This window comes from Streptomyces sp. JLBJ103 (assembly GCF_058215575.1).
The window spans coordinates 2633005-2651881 of sequence record NZ_CM177089.1 but is presented as its reverse complement, the minus strand read 5'-3'; the positions used below and the strand labels follow the sequence as shown (position 1 = coordinate 2651881).

Genomic DNA, 18877 nt, shown 5'->3' with positions numbered 1-18877 from the left:
CCCCACGATCACCCGAGTGCTGCCCCGGCGTCCGGTACACAGGTACCGGCCGCCGGGGCAGTGCTGTACCCGGGGCCGGGCCGGGGACGCGATCCGGCCGGGACGGGGCCGTACGGCGGTCAGCCGCGCTTGACGGCGCAGAGCAGCCCGTCGCCCACCGGCAGCAGGGAGGACTGGAGCACCGTCGACTCCCGTACGGTGCGCAGCAGCTCCCGCAGCCGCAGCACCTCCTGCGGCTGGGCGGCGGAGTCCACGGTCCGGCCGCCCGCGAAGACCCCCTCGAAGCAGACCAGGCCCCCCGGCCGCAGCAGCCGCATGGCCTCGCCGAGGTAGTCCAGGCACTCCAGCCGGTCGCCGTCGCAGAAGACGAGGTCGTATCCGCCGTCGGCGAGCCGGGGCAGGACGTCGAGGGCGTGGCCGGGGATGAAGCGCGCCCGGTTCCCCGCGAACCCGGCCGCCCGGAACGCCTGCCGGGCGAACTGCTGCATCTCCGGTTCGATGTCCACGGTGGTCAGCACCCCGTCCGGGCGCATCCCGTGCAGCAGATGGATACCGGAGACACCGGTCCCGGTGCCGATCTCGGCGACGGCCTTGGCGTCCGCGGCGGCGGCGAGCAGCCGCAGCGCCGCGCCGGTGCCCGCCGACACCGAGCGCAGCCCTGCCTCCCGGGCCCGGTCACGGGCCCAGTGCAGGGCTTCGTCCTCGGCGACGAACGCGTCGGCGAACGCCCAGCTCGTCTGCCGGTTGCCGGTAATGGCCCTCTCCTGTCCCCGTAGTTCGCGCAACCGTGACTGTATCCGCTGTGCCCGGGAACCCGCAGATGGGACCAGCCGTTGGTGGGGGAGGGGGGATCGTATGGATCACGACCAAATGCAGGTCAAAAATACTTATCCGGAGCTAACGGGCGAGGTGGATATGGTAGGGGCTCTACTGGAGACCACCAGAGCCGACAGGGGAGGTGCGGCTGCGGCTGGCGACCGGCGAGTGCTGAGGCGCTTTCGCAGGTCGGCGGGCGAGCCGAAATCCGTGACCAACACCGCTGACCGTTCCCGTTCCGCCCACTCCGCCATGACCGCGACTTTCGCCAGTGATGCGGATGCCTCGGCGTGGACGCCTCCCACCTGGGAGGAGATCGTCAGCACCCACAGCGCACGGGTCTACCGCCTCGCGTACCGGCTCACCGGCAACCAGCACGACGCCGAGGACCTCACCCAGGAGGTCTTCGTCCGGGTCTTCCGCTCGCTGTCGACGTACACCCCGGGCACCTTCGAGGGCTGGCTGCACCGCATCACCACCAATCTCTTCCTCGACATGGTCCGGCGTCGTCAGCGCATCCGCTTCGACGCCCTCGCCGAGGACGCGGCGGAGCGGCTGCCCAGCCGTGAGCCCTCCCCCCAGCAGCACTTCAACGACACCCATTTCGACGCCGATGTGCAGCAGGCGCTCGACACCCTCGCGCCGGAGTTCCGTGCGGCGGTGGTGCTCTGTGACATCGAGGGGCTGTCGTACGAGGAGATCGCCGCGACGCTCGGTGTGAAGCTCGGCACGGTGCGCAGCCGCATTCACCGCGGCCGCTCGCATCTGCGCAAGGCGCTGCGCCACCGCGCCCCCGCGGCACGGGCCGAGCAGCAGCACGAGGTGACCGCCGTCGCCCCGCGCGTCGCCGGTCCCCGGGTGAGCGGGGAGGTCGGATTCGCGTGACCCGATCAGGCGGTCCGTCCCCCGCCGAGCAGCATCTCGGCGACCGCCTTGCGGCTCTCGTCGATGGTGAGCTCGGGCATGACGCCCGGGAGCGCGTTCTCGCGCATCTCGCCACGTGCTGCAAGTGCAAGGCGGAGGCCGACGCACAGCGTCGGCTCAAACGTGTGTTCGCCCAGGCGGCGCCCCCGGCTCCGTCCGAGGGCTTTTTGGCACGTCTCCAGGGGCTGCCCGGCGGCTCCGGTGACGACAGCGGCGGTTCCCCCTTCGGCGGTTCCGACGTCTTCGGCGGTTCTGGTGTCTTCGGCGGTTCCGATGTCTTCGGCATGCGGGACATGCCCGGCGGTGCCCGGGACGCTCGGGAGGTGCCGGACCCGCGGGAAAGACGCGAGCGGGCGTTCGGGTTGCTGCCCTCGGTCGCACCGGGCACCGCGATCGCCCCGGCGGCCTCCGCCGCGGCCTCTCGGGAGCGCGGTTTCCGTATCCATGAGGTCGAGCGGTCCGCGCCGCGCCGCCGGTTCGCCTTCGCGGCCGCGGGCGCGGTGTCGCTGGCGGCCTTCGCGCTCGGCGCCGCCCTTCCGCTGGACGCCGCGGTCGACCCCCCGAGCCGGATGGCCGAGGGGCCGGACTCGACCGTCAGCCCGGCCCGCGCCGACAGCGCCGATGCCACGGCCGCGGGGGTGCGTGAGCGCACCCGCCGTGAGGTGGGTCTGCTGTCCGCCGGGGACTCCCGCGCGGAGGTCCCGTTCCCGGCCGCCACACCCCAGCCGCAGGCCCTGAGCCAGACCGCCGGAGTGGCGGCGCTGAACCCGCTGATACAGCCGCTGCTGTCGGCCACCGAGCTGCTGCGCGCCCGGTCCTCCGCCACCCCGCCGGCCCCCGCGCCGACGCTGATGGAGGGCCCGACCCAGCCCACGACGCACACCTTGCCCTCGCTCGGGGTCAGCGCGTCGCCGGACTAGTCCGGGCCGGCGGGAGCCGGGTGCGCGCACCTGACACCGTCCATCCGTCCGCGCTGCGCCGGTATCGGCGGACCTGATTGAATCGCCTCCGGGCAGCGCGCCCCGGCGGCGGTGATCTATGCCCTCGCGGTGGCGCTGTTCGTGCCGTGTCGCGGGAACTTGGGGAGATCATGGACGAGCGGAAGGCCCCCGGGCCCAAGCCGAAACCGAAGTGGTGGAGCCGTCCGGCCGCACGCCCCGGAGACGAGCGGCCGACGGCCGGGGCCGAGGAGACCCCGGCCGGGGCCGAGGAGACCACCGGAGCGGCGGACGAGGCCGCCGGGCAGGACAGCGCACGGCGGGACGGCCGTCCGGCCGCGGAGCGGACCTCCGGGACCGCTGAGACCGCCGGGGCCGCCGGACCGGGTGGTGAGCCCGAGGGCGCCGCGCCGCCCGCGGAACCGACCCCTCGCCCGCTGCACGAGCCCGACCCGTACAGCACCCCGCCCTACGGCGGCCCCGGGCCCTGGGCCCCCGCACCACCCGTCCAGCACCCCGTGGCCACCCCGGCCCATGGCACCCCGGTTCCGCCGGGGGCGACCCCAGGGCATGGCACCCCGGTCCCGCCGGGGGCCACGCCGGGTCATGGCACTCCCGTCCCGCCCGGAGCCACGCCAGGCCACGGCACCCCGCTGCCGCCGGGCGCCGCGGCCGTACCGCCGCAGGCGGCGCCCGCGCCCATGGCGCACCCCGGGATGACCCCGCCCCACGGCACCCAGCTTCCGCCGTCCCCCGCCGAGGCCATGGCCCCGCCTTCCCACGGCGGCCCCGTGGCGGCCCAGTGGCGGCAGTACGACCCCTGGGGCGCGCCCCAGCCACCTGCCGGGCCCCGGATGGTCACCCGCCGCCGGGCCTGGATCGCGGTGCTGCTGATCGCGCTGATCGCCGGATGCCTCGGCGGCGCCATCGGCGGCTATCTGGCGCGCGACAGCGCCACCGGCGGCGACGACGTCAAGCTGCCGCAGGCGCCGGTGGACACCGGGTCGCGGGCCCCGGGCTCCATCGCGGGCATCGCCGCCCGCGCGCTGCCGGGCGTGGTGACCATCCATGTCCGGGGCGGCTCGGCCGAGGGCACCGGCACCGGCTTCGTCGTCGACAAGCGCGGCCACATCCTCACCAACAACCACGTCGTGGAGCCCGCGGGCGAGGGCGGCGACATAACGGTGACGTTCAACGGCGGCCAGACCGCCGACGCCGAGGTGATCGGCCGGGACGCCGGTTACGACCTCGCCGTGATCAAGGTCGAGGGGGTCAGCGGGCTCCGCCCGCTGCCGCTGGGCAACTCCGACTCGGTGCGGGTGGGTGACCCCGTCGTGGCCATCGGTGCCCCGTTCGACCTCGAGGGCACCGTCACCTCCGGCATCATCAGCGCCAAGGAGCGCCCCATCACCGCGGGTGGGGAGAAGGGCGACGGCAGCGACGTCAGCTATGTCGACGCGCTCCAGACCGACGCCCCGATCAACCCGGGCAACTCCGGCGGTCCGCTGATGGACGGCAAGGCCCGTGTCATCGGCATCAACAGCGCGATCCGCGCCGCCGACGACGGTTCCGAGCTCGGTGGCCAGGGCGGCAGCATCGGCCTGGGCTTCGCGATCCCGATCAACCAGGGCAAGCGGGTGGCCGAGGAGCTGATCAACACCGGCAAGGCCACCCACCCCGTGATCGGCGTCACGCTGGACATGGAGTACCGGGGTGACGGCGCACGGGTGAACACCAAGGGTGTCGGCGGCCCGCCGGTGAAGCCGGGTGGACCGGGCGACGAGGCCGGGATCGAGGCCGGTGATGTGATCACCGCGGTGGACGGGGTACGGGTGCACAGCGCCCAGGAGCTGATCGTCAAGATCCGCAGCCACCGCCCCGGTGACCGGCTGAGGCTCACCGTGGAGCGGGACGGCGACAAGCGCTCGGTGGAGCTGTCCCTGGGCTCGGCGAGCAGCGCGGGCTGACCCTTGATGTTGGCCCTGCTGTCTCCCACGCCGCACCCGCCGACAGGTACCGTGTGGAGTGGCCTGGACCTCGGCCACGGGACACCTATAGGAGCTGCACGGTGTTGGACATAGGACCTCTCGAGTTCGTCGCGCTCGTCGTCCTCGCGGTGCTCGTCTTCGGCCCGGACAAGCTGCCGAAGGTGGTCCGGGATGTGTCGCAGTTCATCCGTAAGATCCGGGAGTTCTCCGACAGCGCCAAGGAGGACATCCGCACCGAGCTGGGGCCGGAGTTCAAGGACTTCGAGTTCGAGGACCTCAATCCCAAGACGTTCGTCCGCAAGCATGTGATGGACTCGGACGAGCTGGGCCTGAAGGAGATCCGTAACGGATTCGACCTGCGCAAGGAGATGGCGGAGGTCGCCGACGCGGTGCACGGCCGGGAGAGTGAGTCCGCCCAGGGCTCTTCAGGCGCTTCCGACTCCTCCTCGCAGTCGGCTTCGTCGTCCGGTTCCGGCACCCCTGACCTGCTGCGCAAGCGGGAAGAGCCGCGTCGTGAGGACCGTGCGCCTTTCGACTCCGACGCCACTTGAGCCCACCTATGCCCGGCGTGGTTGACCCGTATGGCTATCCTCCCTTTGTCCGGGGTGAGGTCGCCTGAGGGGGGCGGGCCGCCCACGACGCAGGGCAACGAGGAGGCCGCGCGCACATGGAGACGACGAGTCGGCTAGGGGTGCAGGGAGTGGGCGCAGCCGCGCAGGGAATGCCCGCCGACGCCCGGCGGAGCGTCGATGGCTATCTGATGGCCGCTTTCCCCTGGTACGGACTTGACGAGGCGTTCAACGGCCCCCGCTGGCTGATGCAGGTGGGCGCCGCGGCGGACGGCACCGTCGAATACGGCTCCACCGGCCACGGCGAGGAGCCGTCGCTGCGGGTCGAGACCGATATGGACCAGCAGCGCTTCACCGTGGTGGTCACCGTCGCCAGCCGCCCGGTGCGGGACAGCGCGGACGGCACGGGCGTCCTGGAGGCCACCTCGGTCTCCTCGGCCGCCTGGCTGGCGGGCTCGGGCCTGCTGTCGTGCACCTGGCCGACCCGGATGGAGCGGGCGCTGCGCCAGGACTGGCTGGACCAGCAGACCGCGATCGCCTGGGAGCTGGCGGACGACCTCGAGGGCGAGAGCTGGACGGCGCTGTCGCTGCCGGTGGACGGGGTGCCGACCGACTTCCACTACCGCGAGTCCGAGTACGGCTGGGTGCTGGCCGGATCGGCCCGCGACGGGGTGCACATCGGGGCGTACGGACGCGGGATGAGCGCCTATGGGCTCGGCTTCTCGGTGATCAAGGACATCACCGGGTACGACACCGACGGGTGAGCGGCCCCGGCCGCTGAGGCCGACGGAAGCGAGCGGCGGGGGCGGCCGGTCTTCTCGGGAAGACCGGCCGCCCCCGCCGTGTGACATGGTGGCGAGCCGGCCCACGGAAAACCGCGGGCCCGGGGGCTCAGAACTTGTTGCGCGGCGTCACACCCAGCGACATGCCCGCGAGCCCGCGCTGACGGCCGCCGATCTTGCCCGCGATCGCCTTGAGCGCGGCGCCCGCCGGGGAGTCGGGGTCGGTCAGCACAACCGGCTTGCCCTCGTCGCCGCCCTCGCGCAGCCGGACGTCGATCGGGATGGAGCCGAGGACCGGCACCGTGGTGCCGGTGGTCCGGCTGAGCCCGTCCGCGACCACCTGGCCGCCGCCGGTGCCGAAGACGTCGACCATCTCGTCGCAGTGCGGGCAGGGCAGCCCGGACATGTTCTCCACCACGCCGACGATCTTCTGATGCGTCTGCACGGCGATCGCCCCGGCCCGCTCGGCCACCTCGGCGGCGGCCTGCTGCGGCGTGGTCACCACCAGGATCTCGGCGTTGGGTACCAGCTGGGCCACGGAGATGGCGATATCGCCGGTGCCCGGGGGCAGGTCCAGCAGCAGGACGTCGAGGTCGCCCCAGTAGACATCGGCCAGGAACTGCTGGAGCGCGCGGTGCAGCATCGGCCCGCGCCACACCACCGGGGCGTTGCCCGGCGTGAACATCCCGATCGAGATCACCTTCACACCGTTCGCGGACGGCGGCATGATCATGTTCTCGACCTGGGTGGGCCGTCCGTCGGCGCCCAGCATGCGCGGCACGGAGTGGCCGTAGATGTCGGCGTCCACCACGCCGACCTTCAGACCGTCGGCGGCCATCGCCGCGGCCAGGTTCACCGTGACCGAGGACTTGCCGACGCCGCCCTTGCCGGAGGCCACCGCGTAGACCCGGGTGAGCGAACCGGGCTGGGCGAAGGGCACCTCGCGCTCGGCCTGCCCGCCGCGCAGCGAGGCGGCCAGCTCACGGCGCTGCTCATCGCTCATCACATCGAGTTCGACCGTGACCGAGGTCACACCGTCGACCCGGGTGACCGCGTCCCGCACATTGGTGGTGATCGTCTCCCGCATCGGACAGCCGGAGACCGTGAGGTAGACCACCACCGCGACGGCGCCGTCGGCGGCGATGTCCACGGATTTGACCATGCCGAGGTCGGTGATCGGCTTGTGGATCTCCGGGTCGTTGACCGTGGCGAGCGCGGCGCGGACCGCGTCCTCGCTCGGCGATGGGGGAGTGTCGGTAGCCATACGGAGATGGTACGGCGCCATGGGTGAGCCACGGAAAGGCCGTCAGCGGTCGCGTTCCTCACTCCGGGCGGGGGCGGCCCGCCCCTCGTCCAGCTCTCTGATCAGGTCCTCGAACTCCGAGCGGATCCAGTCCCGGGTGGCGACCTCGCCCAGACCCGCGCGCAGCGACGCGATCTCCCGGGTCAGGAACTCGGTGTCGGCGATGGACCGTTCGTTCTGCTTGCGGTCCCGTTCGAGGTTGACGCGGTCGCGGTCGGCCTGCCGGTACTGGGAGAGCAGGATCAGCGGCGCCGAGTACGACGCCTGGAGCGACAGCATCAGCGTCAGCAAGATGAACGGGAACGGGTCGAACCGCAGCCGGTCGGGGGCCAGGGTGTTCCAGGCCACCCAGAGGACGACGAAGCCCGTCATCCAGGCGATGAAGCGGCCGGTGCCCAGGAAGCGCGCGATCCGCTCCGACGCCTTCCCGAACGCCTCGGGGTCCCAGGCCGGCAGCGGACTGCGGCGGCGCGGTTTGGGCCGGTCCAGCCGGCTTCCCTCACCGTCCATCGACGGCCTCCGGCATGGTCACCCCGGTGTGCAGCTCCCGCTCCCGCCAGTCGGACGGCAGCAGATGGTCCAGTACGTCGTCGACGGTCACCGCGCCCAGCAGCGATCCGCTCTCGTCCACCACCGGCGCCGCCAGCAGGTTGTAGACCGCCAGATGACTGGCGACCACGGGCAGCTGGGTGTCCGGCGGCAGCGGTGGCAGATCGGTGTCGACGATCGAGGCGACAAGGGTGAAAGGCGGGTCGCGCAGCAGCCGTTGGAAGTGGATGGTGCCCAGATACCGCCCGGTGGGGGTCTCGTCCGGCGGGCGGCACACATAGACCTGGGCGGCCAGTGCCGGGGTCAGATCCTGGTTGCGCACCCGGGACAGCGCGTCCGCCACCGTGGCGTCCGGCCGCAGCACGATCGGCTCGGTGGTCATCAGACCGCCGGCCGAGCCCTCCTCGTACGACATCAGCCGTCGCATGTCGGCGGCGTCGCGCGGGCGCATCAGGCCCAGCAGCCGTTCCTTGTCCTCCTCGGGCAGCTCGGAGAGCAGATCGGCGGCGTCATCGGGGTCCATGGCCTCCAGGACATCGGCCGCGCGCTCCTCCTTGAGCTTGCCGAGGATCTCCACCTGGTCGTCGTCGGGCAGCTCCTCCAGGACGTCCGCGAGCCGGTCGTCGTCCAGCGCCGCCGCGACCTCGCCGCGCCGCTTGGCGGAGAGGTGGTGCAGCACATTGGCGAGGTCGGCGGGGCGCAGTTGCTCGAAGGTGGCGAGCAGGTTCTCCGCACCCTGGCCGTGCTCCTCCAGCGAGAAGCCGGTGACGGCCGACCACTCGACGGTCAGCGTCTCGCCGCGGCGGCGCAGCGCACCGGCCTTGCCGCGCCGGACATGGACCTTGTCGATCTGCCAGTCGCGGCGGGCGGGCAGCTGGGTCATCGCCACGTCCAGGACCGTGACCTCTTCGCCCGTCTCCACCACCCGCACCCGGCGGTCGAGCAGCTCACCGAGGACGAGGGTCTCGGTGGGGCGCTGTTCGAAGCGCCGCATGTTGATCACGCCGGTGGTGATGACCTGGCCGGACTCGACCCCGGTCACCCGGGTCATGGGCAGGAAGATCCGGCGGCGGCCGACCACCTCGACCACCAGACCGAGCACCCGCGGCGGTCGTCCGGCCAGTCGCAGCATCGCCACCAGATCGCGGACCCGCCCCACCTGGTCGCCGTTCGGATCGAAGACGGAGACGCCCGCGAGGTGCGAGACAAAGACCCTGGGGGAGCCTGCCGGCATGTCATGCCCCTCCTCGTCCGTGGCCCTTCCCGGGCTTACTGCTTTTGTCGCCTTTCATGCTGTTTCCATGCTGTTTCGCCTGGTTCAGGCTAACGTGCCCTGACTCACCGTGCGCAGGACGAGGGGCCGTCCGGCACCCTGCGGACACCCGTGGACGGCACCGGTACGCTGCCGTACTGCACCGGCATCAGGAGGCAGAGCGGACGTGCGCACCCGGAAGAGCGCTCTCGTCGTAGCGATGTGCGCGGGGTTGGCCGCGACGCTCACGGCGTGCGGCGGCGAGGGGGACAAGGACCCCGACGCGGGCACCAACGGCGTGGGCAAACTGCCCCCGGTCAAGATCGAGAGCAAGGCCCGTACGGTCGCCGGGAGCGCGACGGCGGTACGGCTGTCCGGCAAGCTCGTCACCAAGGGGCGCACCTACACGCTGGACATGCGGCTCAAGGAGGACGGCGGCACCGGCCAGGTCTCCACCCAGGGCAGCACCTTCCAGCTGCTGCGCGTCGGCAAGGACCTCTACCTCAAGGCGGACGCGGGCTTCTGGTCGCACGAGGGCAACGACGCGGCCGGGAAGGGGAGCCAGGGGGCTTCCGGAGACGCCGCGAACAAGCTGGACGACAAATATGTGAAGGTCCCCTCCGGCGACCCCTCCTACCGGCGGCTCACCGGCTTCACCGACAAGAAGGTGCTGCTGGACGGGTTGCTCGGACTGCACGGTGCGGTCACCGCCGGGGACCGCGGCGAGGTGGGCGGCGTGCGCACCATCCGTGTCCTCGGTGGCAAGGGCGGTGAGGGCGGCTCGCTGGACGTCTCCCTGGAGGGCCGTCCGTACCCGCTGCGGTTGCAGCGGGCCGGACGCGCCGGGGTGATCCGGCTCGCCGACTGGAACAAGGACTTCACGCTGTCCGCTCCGGACAAGGACCACGTCCTCGACTACGGCCGGCAGATCCCCGAGGGGCCCTGACGCTCCGCGCCCGGAAGGAACGCGGGGCTGTGTCGATGTGCGGCTCCGCCGGATGGGCGCGGCAGGCCACGACGCGGCCGCGGACGAACGACGGCACCTCGCGGCCGTCCCGCGGAGTGCTTAGGCCCTGTCCGGTGGGTCTTTGAGGAGCAGCCCGCGGCGTCTGGTGCCGTGGATCGCAAGGCGGAGGATCGCCCTCGTGCTGGGCGTACTCGGGCGACTTTCGACAACGCAGCGAGGTGCGGTGCCAGGCGTCGCGGGCCCGATAAGACCCGCCGGACAGGGCCTAGCGCTTTCGGGCCCGCCGGCCGCGCGCCAGCAGCTTGGGCAGTGCCTCAGGCATCGGGCGGCGAGTGACCGCCGAGGACGGCAGCGGGGCCGCCGCCAGCGAGCCGGTGGGCTGTTCGGCGAGCGCCCCGGGCGCGGGCTCCAGCCGCAGCACCCGGCTGCCGCTCGCCCACCGCTCGGCGATCCGCTCGGCGTCCGCCGCGTTCAGCCGCTTGCCCTTGAGCTCGTCGACCGCCGCGGTCCACGCCTCGCTGCCCGGGGCCAGCTCCACCACTCGCGCGGGAAAGCCGGCCAGCCGCCCGCCCTTGTCCTTGCTGCGCACGGTCACCGTGGCGGTGCCACCGTGGTCGAGGCCGAGCCCGGTGAGGGGCTGTTCGTCGGGGCCGTCCCCGACCAGGCAGACGGCGCCCTCGTGCCAGATGTGCCACAGGGGGCGGGCGGGGCCCTCGCTGCCCTGCACCCAGATGAGGGCGGACTTCTTGGCCGCCTCCTCGACAAGGGCACGGTCCATCGGCGTCTGCGTCATAGGCACAGCCTAGGACCTGTACGCGGGGCCGCCGGCGGGTGGCCGGGGCCGTCCCAGCCCGCGGGACGACAGTTCCCTGGCCCGCCCAAGCGCCTTACGCTGAGGGGGTGGTCACTGCCCGCCCAGCCGGTAGCTCCGCCGCCACCGGCACTCCGGTCGGGACCGGCGGCGACGGCTCCCGTACCCCGCTTCCGTTGGACGCCGTACTGCTCACGGTGGCCGTGACCGGGGTCTCGTTCTCCGCGCCGCTCGCCGCCGTCACGGCCGCGCCCGCCCTCGCCATCGCCTTCTGGCGGAACGCCATGGGGGTCGGCGCGCTGGCCCCGTTCGCGCTCTGGCGCCACCGGAGTGAGCTGCGCGGGATGGGACGCCGGGCGGTGCTGCTGTCGGCCGCGTCCGGGGCGCTGCTCGCGGTGCACTTCGGCGCCTGGCTGCCGAGTCTGCGGATGACCTCCGTCGCCTCGTCCACCGCGCTGGTCACCACCACCCCGATCTGGACCGCGCTGCTGCTGCGGCTGCGCGGCCACCGCCAGTCCGCCCGGGTGTGGCTGGGCATGGCGCTCGCCCTGCTCGGTGTGGTGATCCTCACCGGTGTCGATCTGTCGGCCTCGCCCCGCGCGCTGCTGGGCGACGCGCTGGCGCTGGTGGGCGGGGTGGCCGCGGCCGGGTATGTGGTGCTCGGGGCGGAGGTGCGCCGTTCGGTGAGCACCACCGCGTACACCCTCGTCTGCTACGCCACCACCAGCGCGCTGCTGCTGGCCGTCTGTCTGGGCTCGGGCGTCGCGCTCGGCGGCTACGAAGGCGTCACCTGGCTCCAGCTGGCGGCGCTGACGGTCACCGCCCAGCTGTTGGGGCACACCCTGATCAACCGGGTGGTGCGGGGCCTCGGCCCGTCCGTCACCTCCACCGCGGTGCTGCTGGAGACACCGGGGGCGGCCCTGATCGCGGCGCTCTGGCTCGGCCAGACCCCGCCGGTGGCCGCCTACCCGGCGCTCGCGGTGATCCTCGGCGGGCTCACCGTGGTGATCCTGGCGGACCGCCGGAAGGCCGACGGGCTACAGCCAGCCGTTGCGCTTGAAGCCGCGGTGGATGGCGAAGCAGATCCCGACGGTGACCAGCAGGACGGCCGGGTAGCCGAACTTCCAGCGCAGCTCCGGCATGTAGTCGAAGTTCATGCCGTAGATCCCCGCGATCATCGTGGGGACGGCGAAGATCGCCGCCCATGATGTGATCTTGCGCATGTCCTCGTTCTGCGCGACGGTCGCCTGCGCCAGGTTGGCCTGGAGGATCGAGTTCAGCAGGTCGTCGAAGGACAGCACCTGCTCATTGACCCGCGCCAGGTGGTCGGCGACATCCCGGAAGTACTTCTGGATGTCCGGGTCCACCAGCCGCATCGGACGCTCGCTCAGCAGCTGCATCGGCCGCAGCAGCGGCGAGACCGCCCGCTTGAACTCCAGCACCTCACGCTTGAGCTGGTAGATCCGGCCCGCGTCACCGCCGCGCCGGGAGGTCACAGCCGAGAAGACGTCGATCTCCACCTCGTCGATGTCGTCCTGGACGGCGTCGGCGACCGCGAGATAGCCGTCGACCACCTGGTCGGCGATGGCGTGCAGCACCGCCGAGGGGCCCTTGGCCAGCAGCTCCGGGTCCTGCTGGAGACGGTGGCGCAGCGCGCGCAGCGAGCCCTGGCCGCCGTGCCGGACGGTCACGATGAAGTTGCGGCCGGTGAAGCACATCACCTCGCCGGTCTCCACCACCTCGCTGGTCGCGGTGAGTTGGGCGTGCTCGACGTAGTGGATGGTCTTGAAGACGGTGAAGAGGGTGTCGTCGTACCGCTCCAGCTTGGGCCGCTGATGGGCCTGGACCGCGTCCTCGACGGCCAGCGGGTGCAGCCCGAACTCCCGCGCGATACCGGCGAACTCGCGCTCGTTCGGCTCGTGCAGACCGATCCAGGCGAACCCGCCCTCGGCGCGCACCCGCTCCATCGCCTCCACCGGGCTGACATGGTCACTGACCCGGTGCCCGTCCCGGTAGACCGCGCAGTCGACCACGGCGCTGCTGGCCGACGGGTCACGCGTGGCGTCGTAGTTGTGGGCGGTGCGGGTCCGGCGCAGAGCGGGGCGGACGGCTGCGCGCAGGTCACGGATCATCGACATGACGGGCTCCTTCACGGGCCGGCCGTCAGCGGCGGGCGCGGGGCGCAGCGCGGCACCCGGAAGGTGGACGTACAGCGGGGTGGGCCCCGGATACGTCCGCAAAGCGGGCGGCGCTCCGTGCGATGGCGCTGACGGAAGTTCGCGTAAGAAAACTGAACAAAGCGGGACGAAGGCGCTCTGCCGTCACATGCCCTGGATGCGAACCGACTTCACGTGTTTCACCGCGGCGCGGTGGGGTACGCAAGGCGTCAGATCATGCGTGCGCATTCCCAAGGGAATCGACGGGAGAACTGTCGGTACTGCACGGTCGACTTGGATCCACCGCAGCCCCACCTCCTCCGGCCGGTCCCCCGTGGGGGACGACGTGTAACTCCCTGGGCAGGGATAAAGGCTATCAGTCGGCAGAAGCGTTACGTCGCCGCTTTGCCTGTTCGATACGCGATCTATGCTCACCGCATGTCAGACGTTCTTCAGCTGGTCGAGGCCCGGTTGATCACCACGCTGGGTGAGCCCGACGGCCGCGCGGCCGTCACCTTCGTCGGCACGAACCGCATCGAGGTGCTGCGGTTCCGGGGGGAGGAGGACGTCGTCCGCTACGCCACCCTCGGCATGTCGGAGACCCCGATGACCGATCCCACCGCCTCCGTCGCCGACTCCCTGCGCGGTCCGCGCGCCGAGCTGGTGCTCACCGTGCGTACCGGCGGCGCGGGACCCGGGCTCGGCGTTCTGGACGAGGTGCTGCGCCCGCTCGCCGTGCTGGCCGCCTCGCCCCAGGTCGAGGGCCTGGTGGTGGCGCCGGGCGGCTCGCTGGACATCGGCGCGCCGCTGTGGACCGGCGCCCCCTTCACCTCGGTGCTGGTCGCCGAACCGGGCGGACTGGTGGAGGACTTGGAGCTCCTGGAGCCGATGGAACCGGTGCGCTTCCTGCCGCTGCTGCCGATGACGGGGAACGAGGCGGCGTGGAAGCGGGTCCACGGCGCGGGCGCGCTCCAGGACCGCTGGCTGCGGCACGGTACGGATCTGCGCGACCCGATGCGCTCCGCGGTTCCGCTGGACGGCTGACCGCGCGGCCGCCCCCGGCGGTCGGCCCGGTGCGTGCAACGCCGGATCGCGGCGTACCGCACCTGCCGTAGGGGCGGAAACGCTTCGACCGTACGACCTCCGGACGGGTGATCGTCCTTGACGCGAGGACGACCGGGGAGGACCGTGGGGCCCTATGAGGGGCGAACCCAGTTGCCCGAAGTGCGGTGGCCGGGTGCGAGCGCCCGGTCTCTTCGCCGACACCTGGCAGTGCGGTATCCACGGCACCGTGCATCCGCTCCAGCCTGTCGTCCCGCCGAGCGTCGAAGCACTCGTGGTGGTCACCAACCGCGCCCGGGTCCCGGTCTGGATGCCGTGGCCGCTGCCCGTGGGCTGGCTGTTCACCGGTGTGGCGTGCGCGGGCGACGACCGCAGCGGCGGCCGCGCCACCGCCGTGGCCTGCTCCGGGCCGGGCCCGCTGGGCGGCCCCGGTGAGCTGCTGCTGGTGGCCGAGGAGCTCGGCGTCGGTCTCGGCGCGCGCTACGCGGGCATCCCGGGGCCCGACCCCGGGCCGGGGATGCGGGTGGACAAACCGCCGCATGTGAAGGTGCTGGCCGCCGGACGGCCGACCCCCCTGTGGCATGTCGAGGGCACCCCGGACGACCGGGCGGTCTTCGCGGGCGAGGCATGCGGGCTCTGGCTGTGGGCGATCGTCTGGCCCGAGCAGACCGGGCTGTTGATGTACGACGAGATGGTGCTCACCGATCTGCGGGACGCCGGGGCCGAGGTGGACCTGGTGCCCTGTGGTGCGCTCTCGCCGCGAATCCTGTCCTGACCGCCGAGCTCCCGCCGCCTGACCACCGCGCTCCCGCCGCAGGATCGTTGCCCCTGACACGGGCATGCCCGGGGCGCCGGTTATCCTGAAGCGTCCCCTCCGTTCCTTCCCTCGCAGCTTGGAGCCGTGTCGTGCGCATCGACCTGCACACCCACTCCACTGCCTCGGACGGTACGGACACCCCCGCCGAGCTGGTGCGGAACGCCGCCGCGGCCGGGCTGGACGTTGTCGCGCTGACCGACCACGACACCGTCGGCGGCCACCAGGAAGCGCTACGGGCGCTGCCGGAGGGCCTCACCCTGATCACCGGCGCCGAACTGTCCTGCCGGCTGAACGGTGTGAGCCTGCACATGCTGGCGTACCTCTTCGACCCGGCCGAGCCGGCGTTCGCGCGCGAACGCGAGCTGGTGCGCGACGACCGGGTACCCCGTGCCCAGGGGATGGTCGCCAAGCTGCGGGAGCTGGGAGTGCCGGTCACCTGGGAGCGGGTGGCGGAGATCGCCGGGGGCGGGGCCGTCGGGCGGCCGCATGTGGCCACCGCCCTCGTCGAACTGGGCGTCGTGGACAGCGTCTCGGACGCCTTCACCCCCGAATGGCTCGCCGATGGCGGCCGTGCCTACGTCGAGAAGCACGAGCTGGACCCCTTCGAGGCGATCCGGCTGGTCAAGGCGGCGGGCGGGGTCACCGTCTTCGCGCATCCCCTGGCGCTCAAGCGCGGTCAGTGCGTACCGGAGAGCGCGATCGGCGAGCTGGCCGCCGCGGGCCTGGACGGTATCGAGGTCGACCACATGGACCACGACGGGCCCACCCGCGCCCGGCTGCGCGGCCTCGCCGCCGAGCACGCTCTGCTCACCACCGGCTCCAGCGACTACCACGGCAGCCGCAAGAGCTGCCGTCTGGGCGAGTACACCACCGACCCCGAGATCTACGGCGAGATCGTGCGCCGGGCCGCCGGTGCGTTCCCGGTGCCGGGCGCGGGCGGCTGAGCCCCACCCCGCCCCGCCGTTCTGCACACCTCACCCCACCTCACTTCACCCTCTCCCTCCCCGTCCCCTTCGCGAGCCGTCGCTCGCTCAACGTCTGCGCAAGGCCCTTCACCGTGTTCGACACCGCTGTCTTCGGATCCCTTTTTCTCACCCTTTTCGTGATCATGGACCCTCCGGGGATCACGCCGATCTTCCTGGCGCTGACCTCCGGCCGCCCCGTCAAGGTCCAGCGCCGGATGGCGGGCCAGGCCGCCGCCGTCGCCTTCGGGGTCATCGCCGTCTTCGGCGTCGCGGGTCAGCAGATCCTCGACTATCTGCATGTCTCGGTCCCCGCGCTGATGATCGCGGGCGGACTGCTTCTGCTGCTGATCGCGCTCGCGCTGCTCACCGGCAAGAACGACGAGCCGACCCAGACCAAGGACGTCAATGTGGCGCTGGTCCCACTCGGGATGCCGCTGCTGGCCGGGCCGGGGGCGATCGTCTCGGTGATCCTCGCGGTGCAGCATGCGAAGGGCGTCGCTGACCAGATCTCGGTGTGGGCCGCCATCGTGGCCATGCACATCGTGCTGTGGGTCACCATGCGCTACTCGCTGCTGATCATCCGTGTGATCAAGGAAGGCGGAGTGGTGCTGGTCACCCGACTGGCCGGAATGATGCTCTCCGCCCTGGCGGTGCAGCAGATCATCAACGGTGTCATCCAGGTGGTCCACAACGCCTGACGCCTCTGAGCGCGAAGGCGCCCCCGTACGTCCGTGTACGGGGGCGCCTTCGCGTTCAGCGTCAGTCGTGCGTCAGGAGCTTCTTACGGCACTACCGGACAACGGTTTCGGCTGGGCGGATGTAGATGCGCTGGCCGATCGCGGCGGCCTGCTGCACGATCCGGTTGACGGAGGCGGCGTCCACGACAGTGCTGTCCACGGCGTTGCCGTCGATGTCGTCAAGACGCATGATCTCGAAGCGCAAGGCTTCTCCCTTCGTCTGATCCTCCTGAGGAGAACTGATGTGTACGGAGGCTGCGCGGCCTCGCTGCCGCACGCTCCTGTACGTGTTCAACGAGAGTGTGCCCCGAAAACATTCCCTACGCTAATGAAATTTTTCGCCAGACTAAGTACCTGCTGGTGGCGGAGGAGGGTCCGGTTGTGATCCCCGAGCGCCCGCCCGGAGAATGAACCGCGTATGAGTGACCTGCCGCCTCCGGGCCAACCAGACCTCGCCTCGATCGTCGCGGGCATCGAGCGCACCAACGAGCTGCTGCAACGCGTGCTCGCCGAGGTCGCCACCACCCCGTCCACCCACGCGATCTTCGTGGACGCGGGGTATGTGTACGCGGCCGCGGGACGGCTGGTCGCGGGCACGGAGGACCGCCGGGCCTTCGAGCTGGACGCCGAGGGGCTGATCGAGGCGTTCATCGACAAGGCCCGCACGATCTTCCCGGACAGCAGACTGCTGCGGGTCTACTGGTTCGACGGTGCCCGGCGCCGGATCCACACCCCCGAGCAGCAGAGCATCGCGGAGCTGCCCGACGTCAAGGTCCGGCTGGGCAACCTCAACGCCAACAACCAGCAGAAGGGCGTCGACTCCCTCATCCGCTCCGACCTCGAGTCCCTCGCCCGGCACCGCGCCATCGGCGACGCCGTGCTGATCGGCGGCGACGAGGACCTGGTCTCCGCCGTCGAGGCGGCCCAGGGCTACGGGGCACGGGTCCATCTGTGGGGCATCGAGGCCGTGGACGGGCGCAATCAGGCCGAACCGCTGCTGTGGGAGGTCGACAGTCAGCGCACCTTCGACCTCGACTTCTGCAAGCCGTACGTCACCCGCCGGGCCACCGGCTACGAGCTGAACGGCGAGACGGCGCTGTCCGGGCCCGCGCCGAGCCGGGACGAGGTGCGCTTCATCGGAGCGCAGATCGCCGCCCAGTGGCTGTCCTCACGCGGCCGGGAGACGCTTGCCGAGCTGCTGCCGGGCCACCCCTATCTGCCCGGTTCGGTCGACCAGGAGCTGCTGATCGACGCGGAGGGGCTGCTGCGGCTGTCGCTGCGCGCCCACGCCGATCTGCGCCGGGCCCTGCGGGATGGCTTCTGGGAGCACCTCCAGGCCCAGTACTGAGCGCCCTCTACGCGTAGCGGGCGCTCAGCCCAGGCTCCGCCAGAACGCGAGCAGCGCCTCGACCGTGGCCCGCGGCCGCTCGGCGTTGGGGGAGTGCTCGGCTCCCTCGATCACGGTCCGGCGTGCCGACAGCCGCTCGGCCATCTCGTCCATCAGCGGCACCGGCCAGGCGTAGTCGAGCTCGCCGGACAGCACATGTATGGGCACCCCGGACGCCGCCAGTTCGCCGACCCGGTCCGGCTCGGCGTTCAGCTGCCGCCCGGTCGCGATCAGCTGCTCCGGCACGGTGTCCAGCCAGCGACGGTGGAGGAACTCCCGTACGCCGGGCGGGGTCGCCGCGTCGGCCGCCTCGGGCGGATCCAGTTCGCGCATCGCCTGCCAGACGGACTCCATGTCCATCACGGTCAGCGCGTCGATGAGCAGCTTGGTGCGGGCCTGCTGCGCGGCCGAGATGGCCGCGGGGCCGGAACTCATGATCGTCAACGAGCTGAACGCGCCCGGGTCCCGCAGCACGGCGGCGCGTGCGATCAGCCCGCCCAGTGAATGCCCGAGCAGATGGACGGGATCCTCGGTGGCGGCGCTGACCGCCGTGGCCTGCGCGAGGACGTCGAGCACCAACTCGGCTTGGGTGTACGCGGCCTGGTCCCGGGGCCCGGGGCTCTCGTACTGGCCGCGGCCGTCGACCGCGACGGCCCGGAAACCCGCCGCGGCCAGTGGCTCCAGCAGTGCGATGAAGTCTTCCTTGCTGCCCGTGAATCCCGGCACCAGCAGCACTGTGCCGCGTGCGGCCGAGCCGGGCCGCGCGTCGTGCACGGCGAACTCCCCGCGTGCGGTCCCCAGTCGGTATGCGCGGACGCCCGCGGGCAGGGTGAGAAACGGCGGCCTGCTCATGG

19 protein-coding genes and 1 pseudogene are annotated in these 18877 nt (G+C 71.9%); 12 read left to right on the top strand and 8 right to left on the bottom strand.

Annotated features, from left to right (window positions below; genetic code table 11):
• Positions 1-119: 119 nt before the first annotated feature.
• Positions 120-785, bottom strand: coding sequence for an O-methyltransferase (locus AC4BEG_RS11430; RefSeq protein ID WP_201871509.1), 666 nt, complete (start codon positions 783-785; stop codon positions 120-122).
• A 130-nt stretch (positions 786-915) separates the two neighbouring features.
• On the opposite strand from AC4BEG_RS11430, the gene sigE reads away from it, so the two are divergent.
• The 5 genes from sigE (at position 916) to AC4BEG_RS11405 (ending at position 5999) form a co-directional block, all read left to right on the top strand.
• The gene (sigE, locus tag AC4BEG_RS11425; protein ID WP_490705773.1) at positions 916-1701 is read left to right on the top strand and encodes an RNA polymerase sigma factor SigE; all 786 of its coding nucleotides are present in this window, start codon (positions 916-918) and stop codon (positions 1699-1701) included.
• Positions 1698-2660, top strand: coding sequence for an anti-sigma factor family protein (locus AC4BEG_RS11420; protein WP_490705772.1), 963 nt, complete (start codon positions 1698-1700; stop codon positions 2658-2660). Before sigE ends, AC4BEG_RS11420 begins: the two co-directional genes overlap by 4 nt.
• Positions 2661-2830: 170 nt before the next feature.
• On the top strand, positions 2831-4645 hold the full coding sequence (locus tag AC4BEG_RS11415; RefSeq protein ID WP_490705771.1) for a S1C family serine protease: 1815 nt from the start codon (positions 2831-2833) through the stop codon (positions 4643-4645).
• 101 nt (positions 4646-4746) lie between these two features.
• Positions 4747-5217: a sec-independent translocase gene (locus AC4BEG_RS11410; RefSeq protein ID WP_490705770.1), complete on the top strand. Its 471-nt coding sequence runs from the start codon at positions 4747-4749 to the stop codon at positions 5215-5217.
• Positions 5218-5333: 116 nt separating this feature from the next.
• Entirely contained in the window at positions 5334-5999 is a 666-nt protein-coding gene (locus tag AC4BEG_RS11405) for a hypothetical protein (protein WP_490705769.1), read from the top strand.
• Positions 6000-6126: 127 nt separating this feature from the next.
• On the opposite strand, the gene AC4BEG_RS11400 is transcribed toward AC4BEG_RS11405, so the two are convergent.
• The 3 genes from AC4BEG_RS11400 to AC4BEG_RS11390 are packed head-to-tail and all read right to left on the bottom strand — an operon-like array spanning position 6127 to position 9103.
• Complete coding sequence (locus tag AC4BEG_RS11400) at positions 6127-7281, bottom strand: Mrp/NBP35 family ATP-binding protein (protein WP_490705768.1); 1155 nt, start codon at positions 7279-7281, stop codon at positions 6127-6129.
• A gap of 42 nt (positions 7282-7323) precedes the next feature.
• Positions 7324-7830, bottom strand: a complete 507-nt coding sequence (locus AC4BEG_RS11395) for a DUF1003 domain-containing protein (RefSeq protein WP_490705767.1) — start codon at positions 7828-7830, stop codon at positions 7324-7326.
• The gene (locus AC4BEG_RS11390; protein ID WP_490705766.1) at positions 7820-9103 is read right to left on the bottom strand and encodes a magnesium transporter MgtE N-terminal domain-containing protein; all 1284 of its coding nucleotides are present in this window, start codon (positions 9101-9103) and stop codon (positions 7820-7822) included. The genes AC4BEG_RS11395 and AC4BEG_RS11390 overlap by 11 nt, the downstream gene beginning before the upstream one ends.
• Positions 9104-9308: 205 nt before the next feature.
• Between AC4BEG_RS11390 and AC4BEG_RS11385 the strand changes: the two genes are divergently transcribed.
• A complete protein-coding gene (locus AC4BEG_RS11385) occupies positions 9309-10067 on the top strand; it encodes a hypothetical protein (RefSeq protein ID WP_490705765.1) in 759 nt (252 codons plus the stop codon).
• Positions 10068-10353: 286 nt separating this feature from the next.
• Here the strand turns inward: AC4BEG_RS11385 and AC4BEG_RS11380 are convergent, their stop codons facing one another.
• Positions 10354-10881 carry a hypothetical protein gene (locus tag AC4BEG_RS11380; RefSeq protein WP_490705764.1) on the bottom strand — a complete coding sequence of 176 codons (528 nt, stop codon included), beginning with the start codon at positions 10879-10881 and terminating at the stop codon, positions 10354-10356.
• Positions 10882-10919: 38 nt separating this feature from the next.
• Here AC4BEG_RS11380 and AC4BEG_RS11375 point away from each other — a divergent pair.
• Positions 10920-11411 (top strand): annotated as a pseudogene (locus AC4BEG_RS11375) (EamA family transporter); the annotation flags it as partial.
• 525 nt (positions 11412-11936) lie between these two features.
• On the opposite strand, the gene AC4BEG_RS11370 reads toward AC4BEG_RS11375, so the two are convergent.
• Positions 11937-13037 carry a magnesium and cobalt transport protein CorA gene (locus AC4BEG_RS11370; protein WP_490705763.1) on the bottom strand — a complete coding sequence of 367 codons (1101 nt, stop codon included), beginning with the start codon at positions 13035-13037 and terminating at the stop codon, positions 11937-11939.
• 456 nt (positions 13038-13493) lie between these two features.
• On the opposite strand from AC4BEG_RS11370, the gene AC4BEG_RS11365 reads away from it, so the two are divergent.
• From AC4BEG_RS11365 to AC4BEG_RS11350, 4 genes are all read left to right on the top strand, one after another.
• Entirely contained in the window at positions 13494-14099 is a 606-nt protein-coding gene (locus AC4BEG_RS11365) for a suppressor of fused domain protein (protein ID WP_490705762.1), read from the top strand.
• Positions 14100-14253: 154 nt separating this feature from the next.
• Positions 14254-14892 (top strand): DUF6758 family protein, encoded by a 639-nt coding sequence (locus AC4BEG_RS11360; RefSeq protein WP_490705761.1) that lies wholly within the window; start codon positions 14254-14256, stop codon positions 14890-14892.
• A 131-nt stretch (positions 14893-15023) separates the two neighbouring features.
• Positions 15024-15878, top strand: a complete 855-nt coding sequence (locus AC4BEG_RS11355; protein ID WP_490705760.1) for a PHP domain-containing protein — start codon at positions 15024-15026, stop codon at positions 15876-15878.
• A 113-nt stretch (positions 15879-15991) separates the two neighbouring features.
• Positions 15992-16597 carry a MarC family protein gene (locus AC4BEG_RS11350; protein ID WP_490705759.1) on the top strand — a complete coding sequence of 202 codons (606 nt, stop codon included), beginning with the start codon at positions 15992-15994 and terminating at the stop codon, positions 16595-16597.
• Between the two features lie 91 nt (positions 16598-16688).
• Here AC4BEG_RS11350 and AC4BEG_RS11345 read toward each other — a convergent pair whose 3' ends face one another.
• Positions 16689-16841 carry a DUF8834 family protein gene (locus AC4BEG_RS11345; RefSeq protein ID WP_490705758.1) on the bottom strand — a complete coding sequence of 51 codons (153 nt, stop codon included), beginning with the start codon at positions 16839-16841 and terminating at the stop codon, positions 16689-16691.
• A 213-nt stretch (positions 16842-17054) separates the two neighbouring features.
• Between AC4BEG_RS11345 and AC4BEG_RS11340 the strand changes: the two genes are divergently transcribed.
• Positions 17055-17984 (top strand): NYN domain-containing protein, encoded by a 930-nt coding sequence (locus tag AC4BEG_RS11340; protein ID WP_490705757.1) that lies wholly within the window; start codon positions 17055-17057, stop codon positions 17982-17984.
• Positions 17985-18008: 24 nt separating this feature from the next.
• Here AC4BEG_RS11340 and AC4BEG_RS11335 read toward each other — a convergent pair whose 3' ends face one another.
• Positions 18009-18875 (bottom strand): alpha/beta fold hydrolase, encoded by an 867-nt coding sequence (locus AC4BEG_RS11335; RefSeq protein ID WP_490705756.1) that lies wholly within the window; start codon positions 18873-18875, stop codon positions 18009-18011.
• Positions 18876-18877 lie beyond the last annotated feature (2 nt).

What these genes read in the sequence shown, in the direction of transcription:
- AC4BEG_RS11395 (WP_490705767.1), bottom strand. Translation starts at nt 7,830, where the DNA reads ATGGACGGTGAGGGAAGCCGGCTGGACCGGCCCAAACCGCGCCGCCGC.
- AC4BEG_RS11370 (WP_490705763.1), bottom strand. Translation starts at nt 13,037, where the DNA reads ATGTCGATGATCCGTGACCTGCGCGCAGCCGTCCGCCCCGCTCTGCGC.
- AC4BEG_RS11390 (WP_490705766.1), bottom strand. Translation starts at nt 9,103, where the DNA reads ATGCCGGCAGGCTCCCCCAGGGTCTTTGTCTCGCACCTCGCGGGCGTC.
- AC4BEG_RS11405 (WP_490705769.1), top strand. Translation starts at nt 5,334, where the DNA reads ATGGAGACGACGAGTCGGCTAGGGGTGCAGGGAGTGGGCGCAGCCGCG.
- AC4BEG_RS11415 (WP_490705771.1), top strand. Translation starts at nt 2,831, where the DNA reads ATGGACGAGCGGAAGGCCCCCGGGCCCAAGCCGAAACCGAAGTGGTGG.
- AC4BEG_RS11335 (WP_490705756.1), bottom strand. Translation starts at nt 18,875, where the DNA reads ATGAGCAGGCCGCCGTTTCTCACCCTGCCCGCGGGCGTCCGCGCATAC.
- AC4BEG_RS11380 (WP_490705764.1), bottom strand. Translation starts at nt 10,881, where the DNA reads ATGACGCAGACGCCGATGGACCGTGCCCTTGTCGAGGAGGCGGCCAAG.
- AC4BEG_RS11340 (WP_490705757.1), top strand. Translation starts at nt 17,055, where the DNA reads ATGAGTGACCTGCCGCCTCCGGGCCAACCAGACCTCGCCTCGATCGTC.
- sigE (WP_490705773.1), top strand. Translation starts at nt 916, where the DNA reads ATGGTAGGGGCTCTACTGGAGACCACCAGAGCCGACAGGGGAGGTGCG.
- AC4BEG_RS11400 (WP_490705768.1), bottom strand. Translation starts at nt 7,281, where the DNA reads ATGGCTACCGACACTCCCCCATCGCCGAGCGAGGACGCGGTCCGCGCC.
- AC4BEG_RS11360 (WP_490705761.1), top strand. Translation starts at nt 14,254, where the DNA reads ATGAGGGGCGAACCCAGTTGCCCGAAGTGCGGTGGCCGGGTGCGAGCG.
- AC4BEG_RS11365 (WP_490705762.1), top strand. Translation starts at nt 13,494, where the DNA reads ATGTCAGACGTTCTTCAGCTGGTCGAGGCCCGGTTGATCACCACGCTG.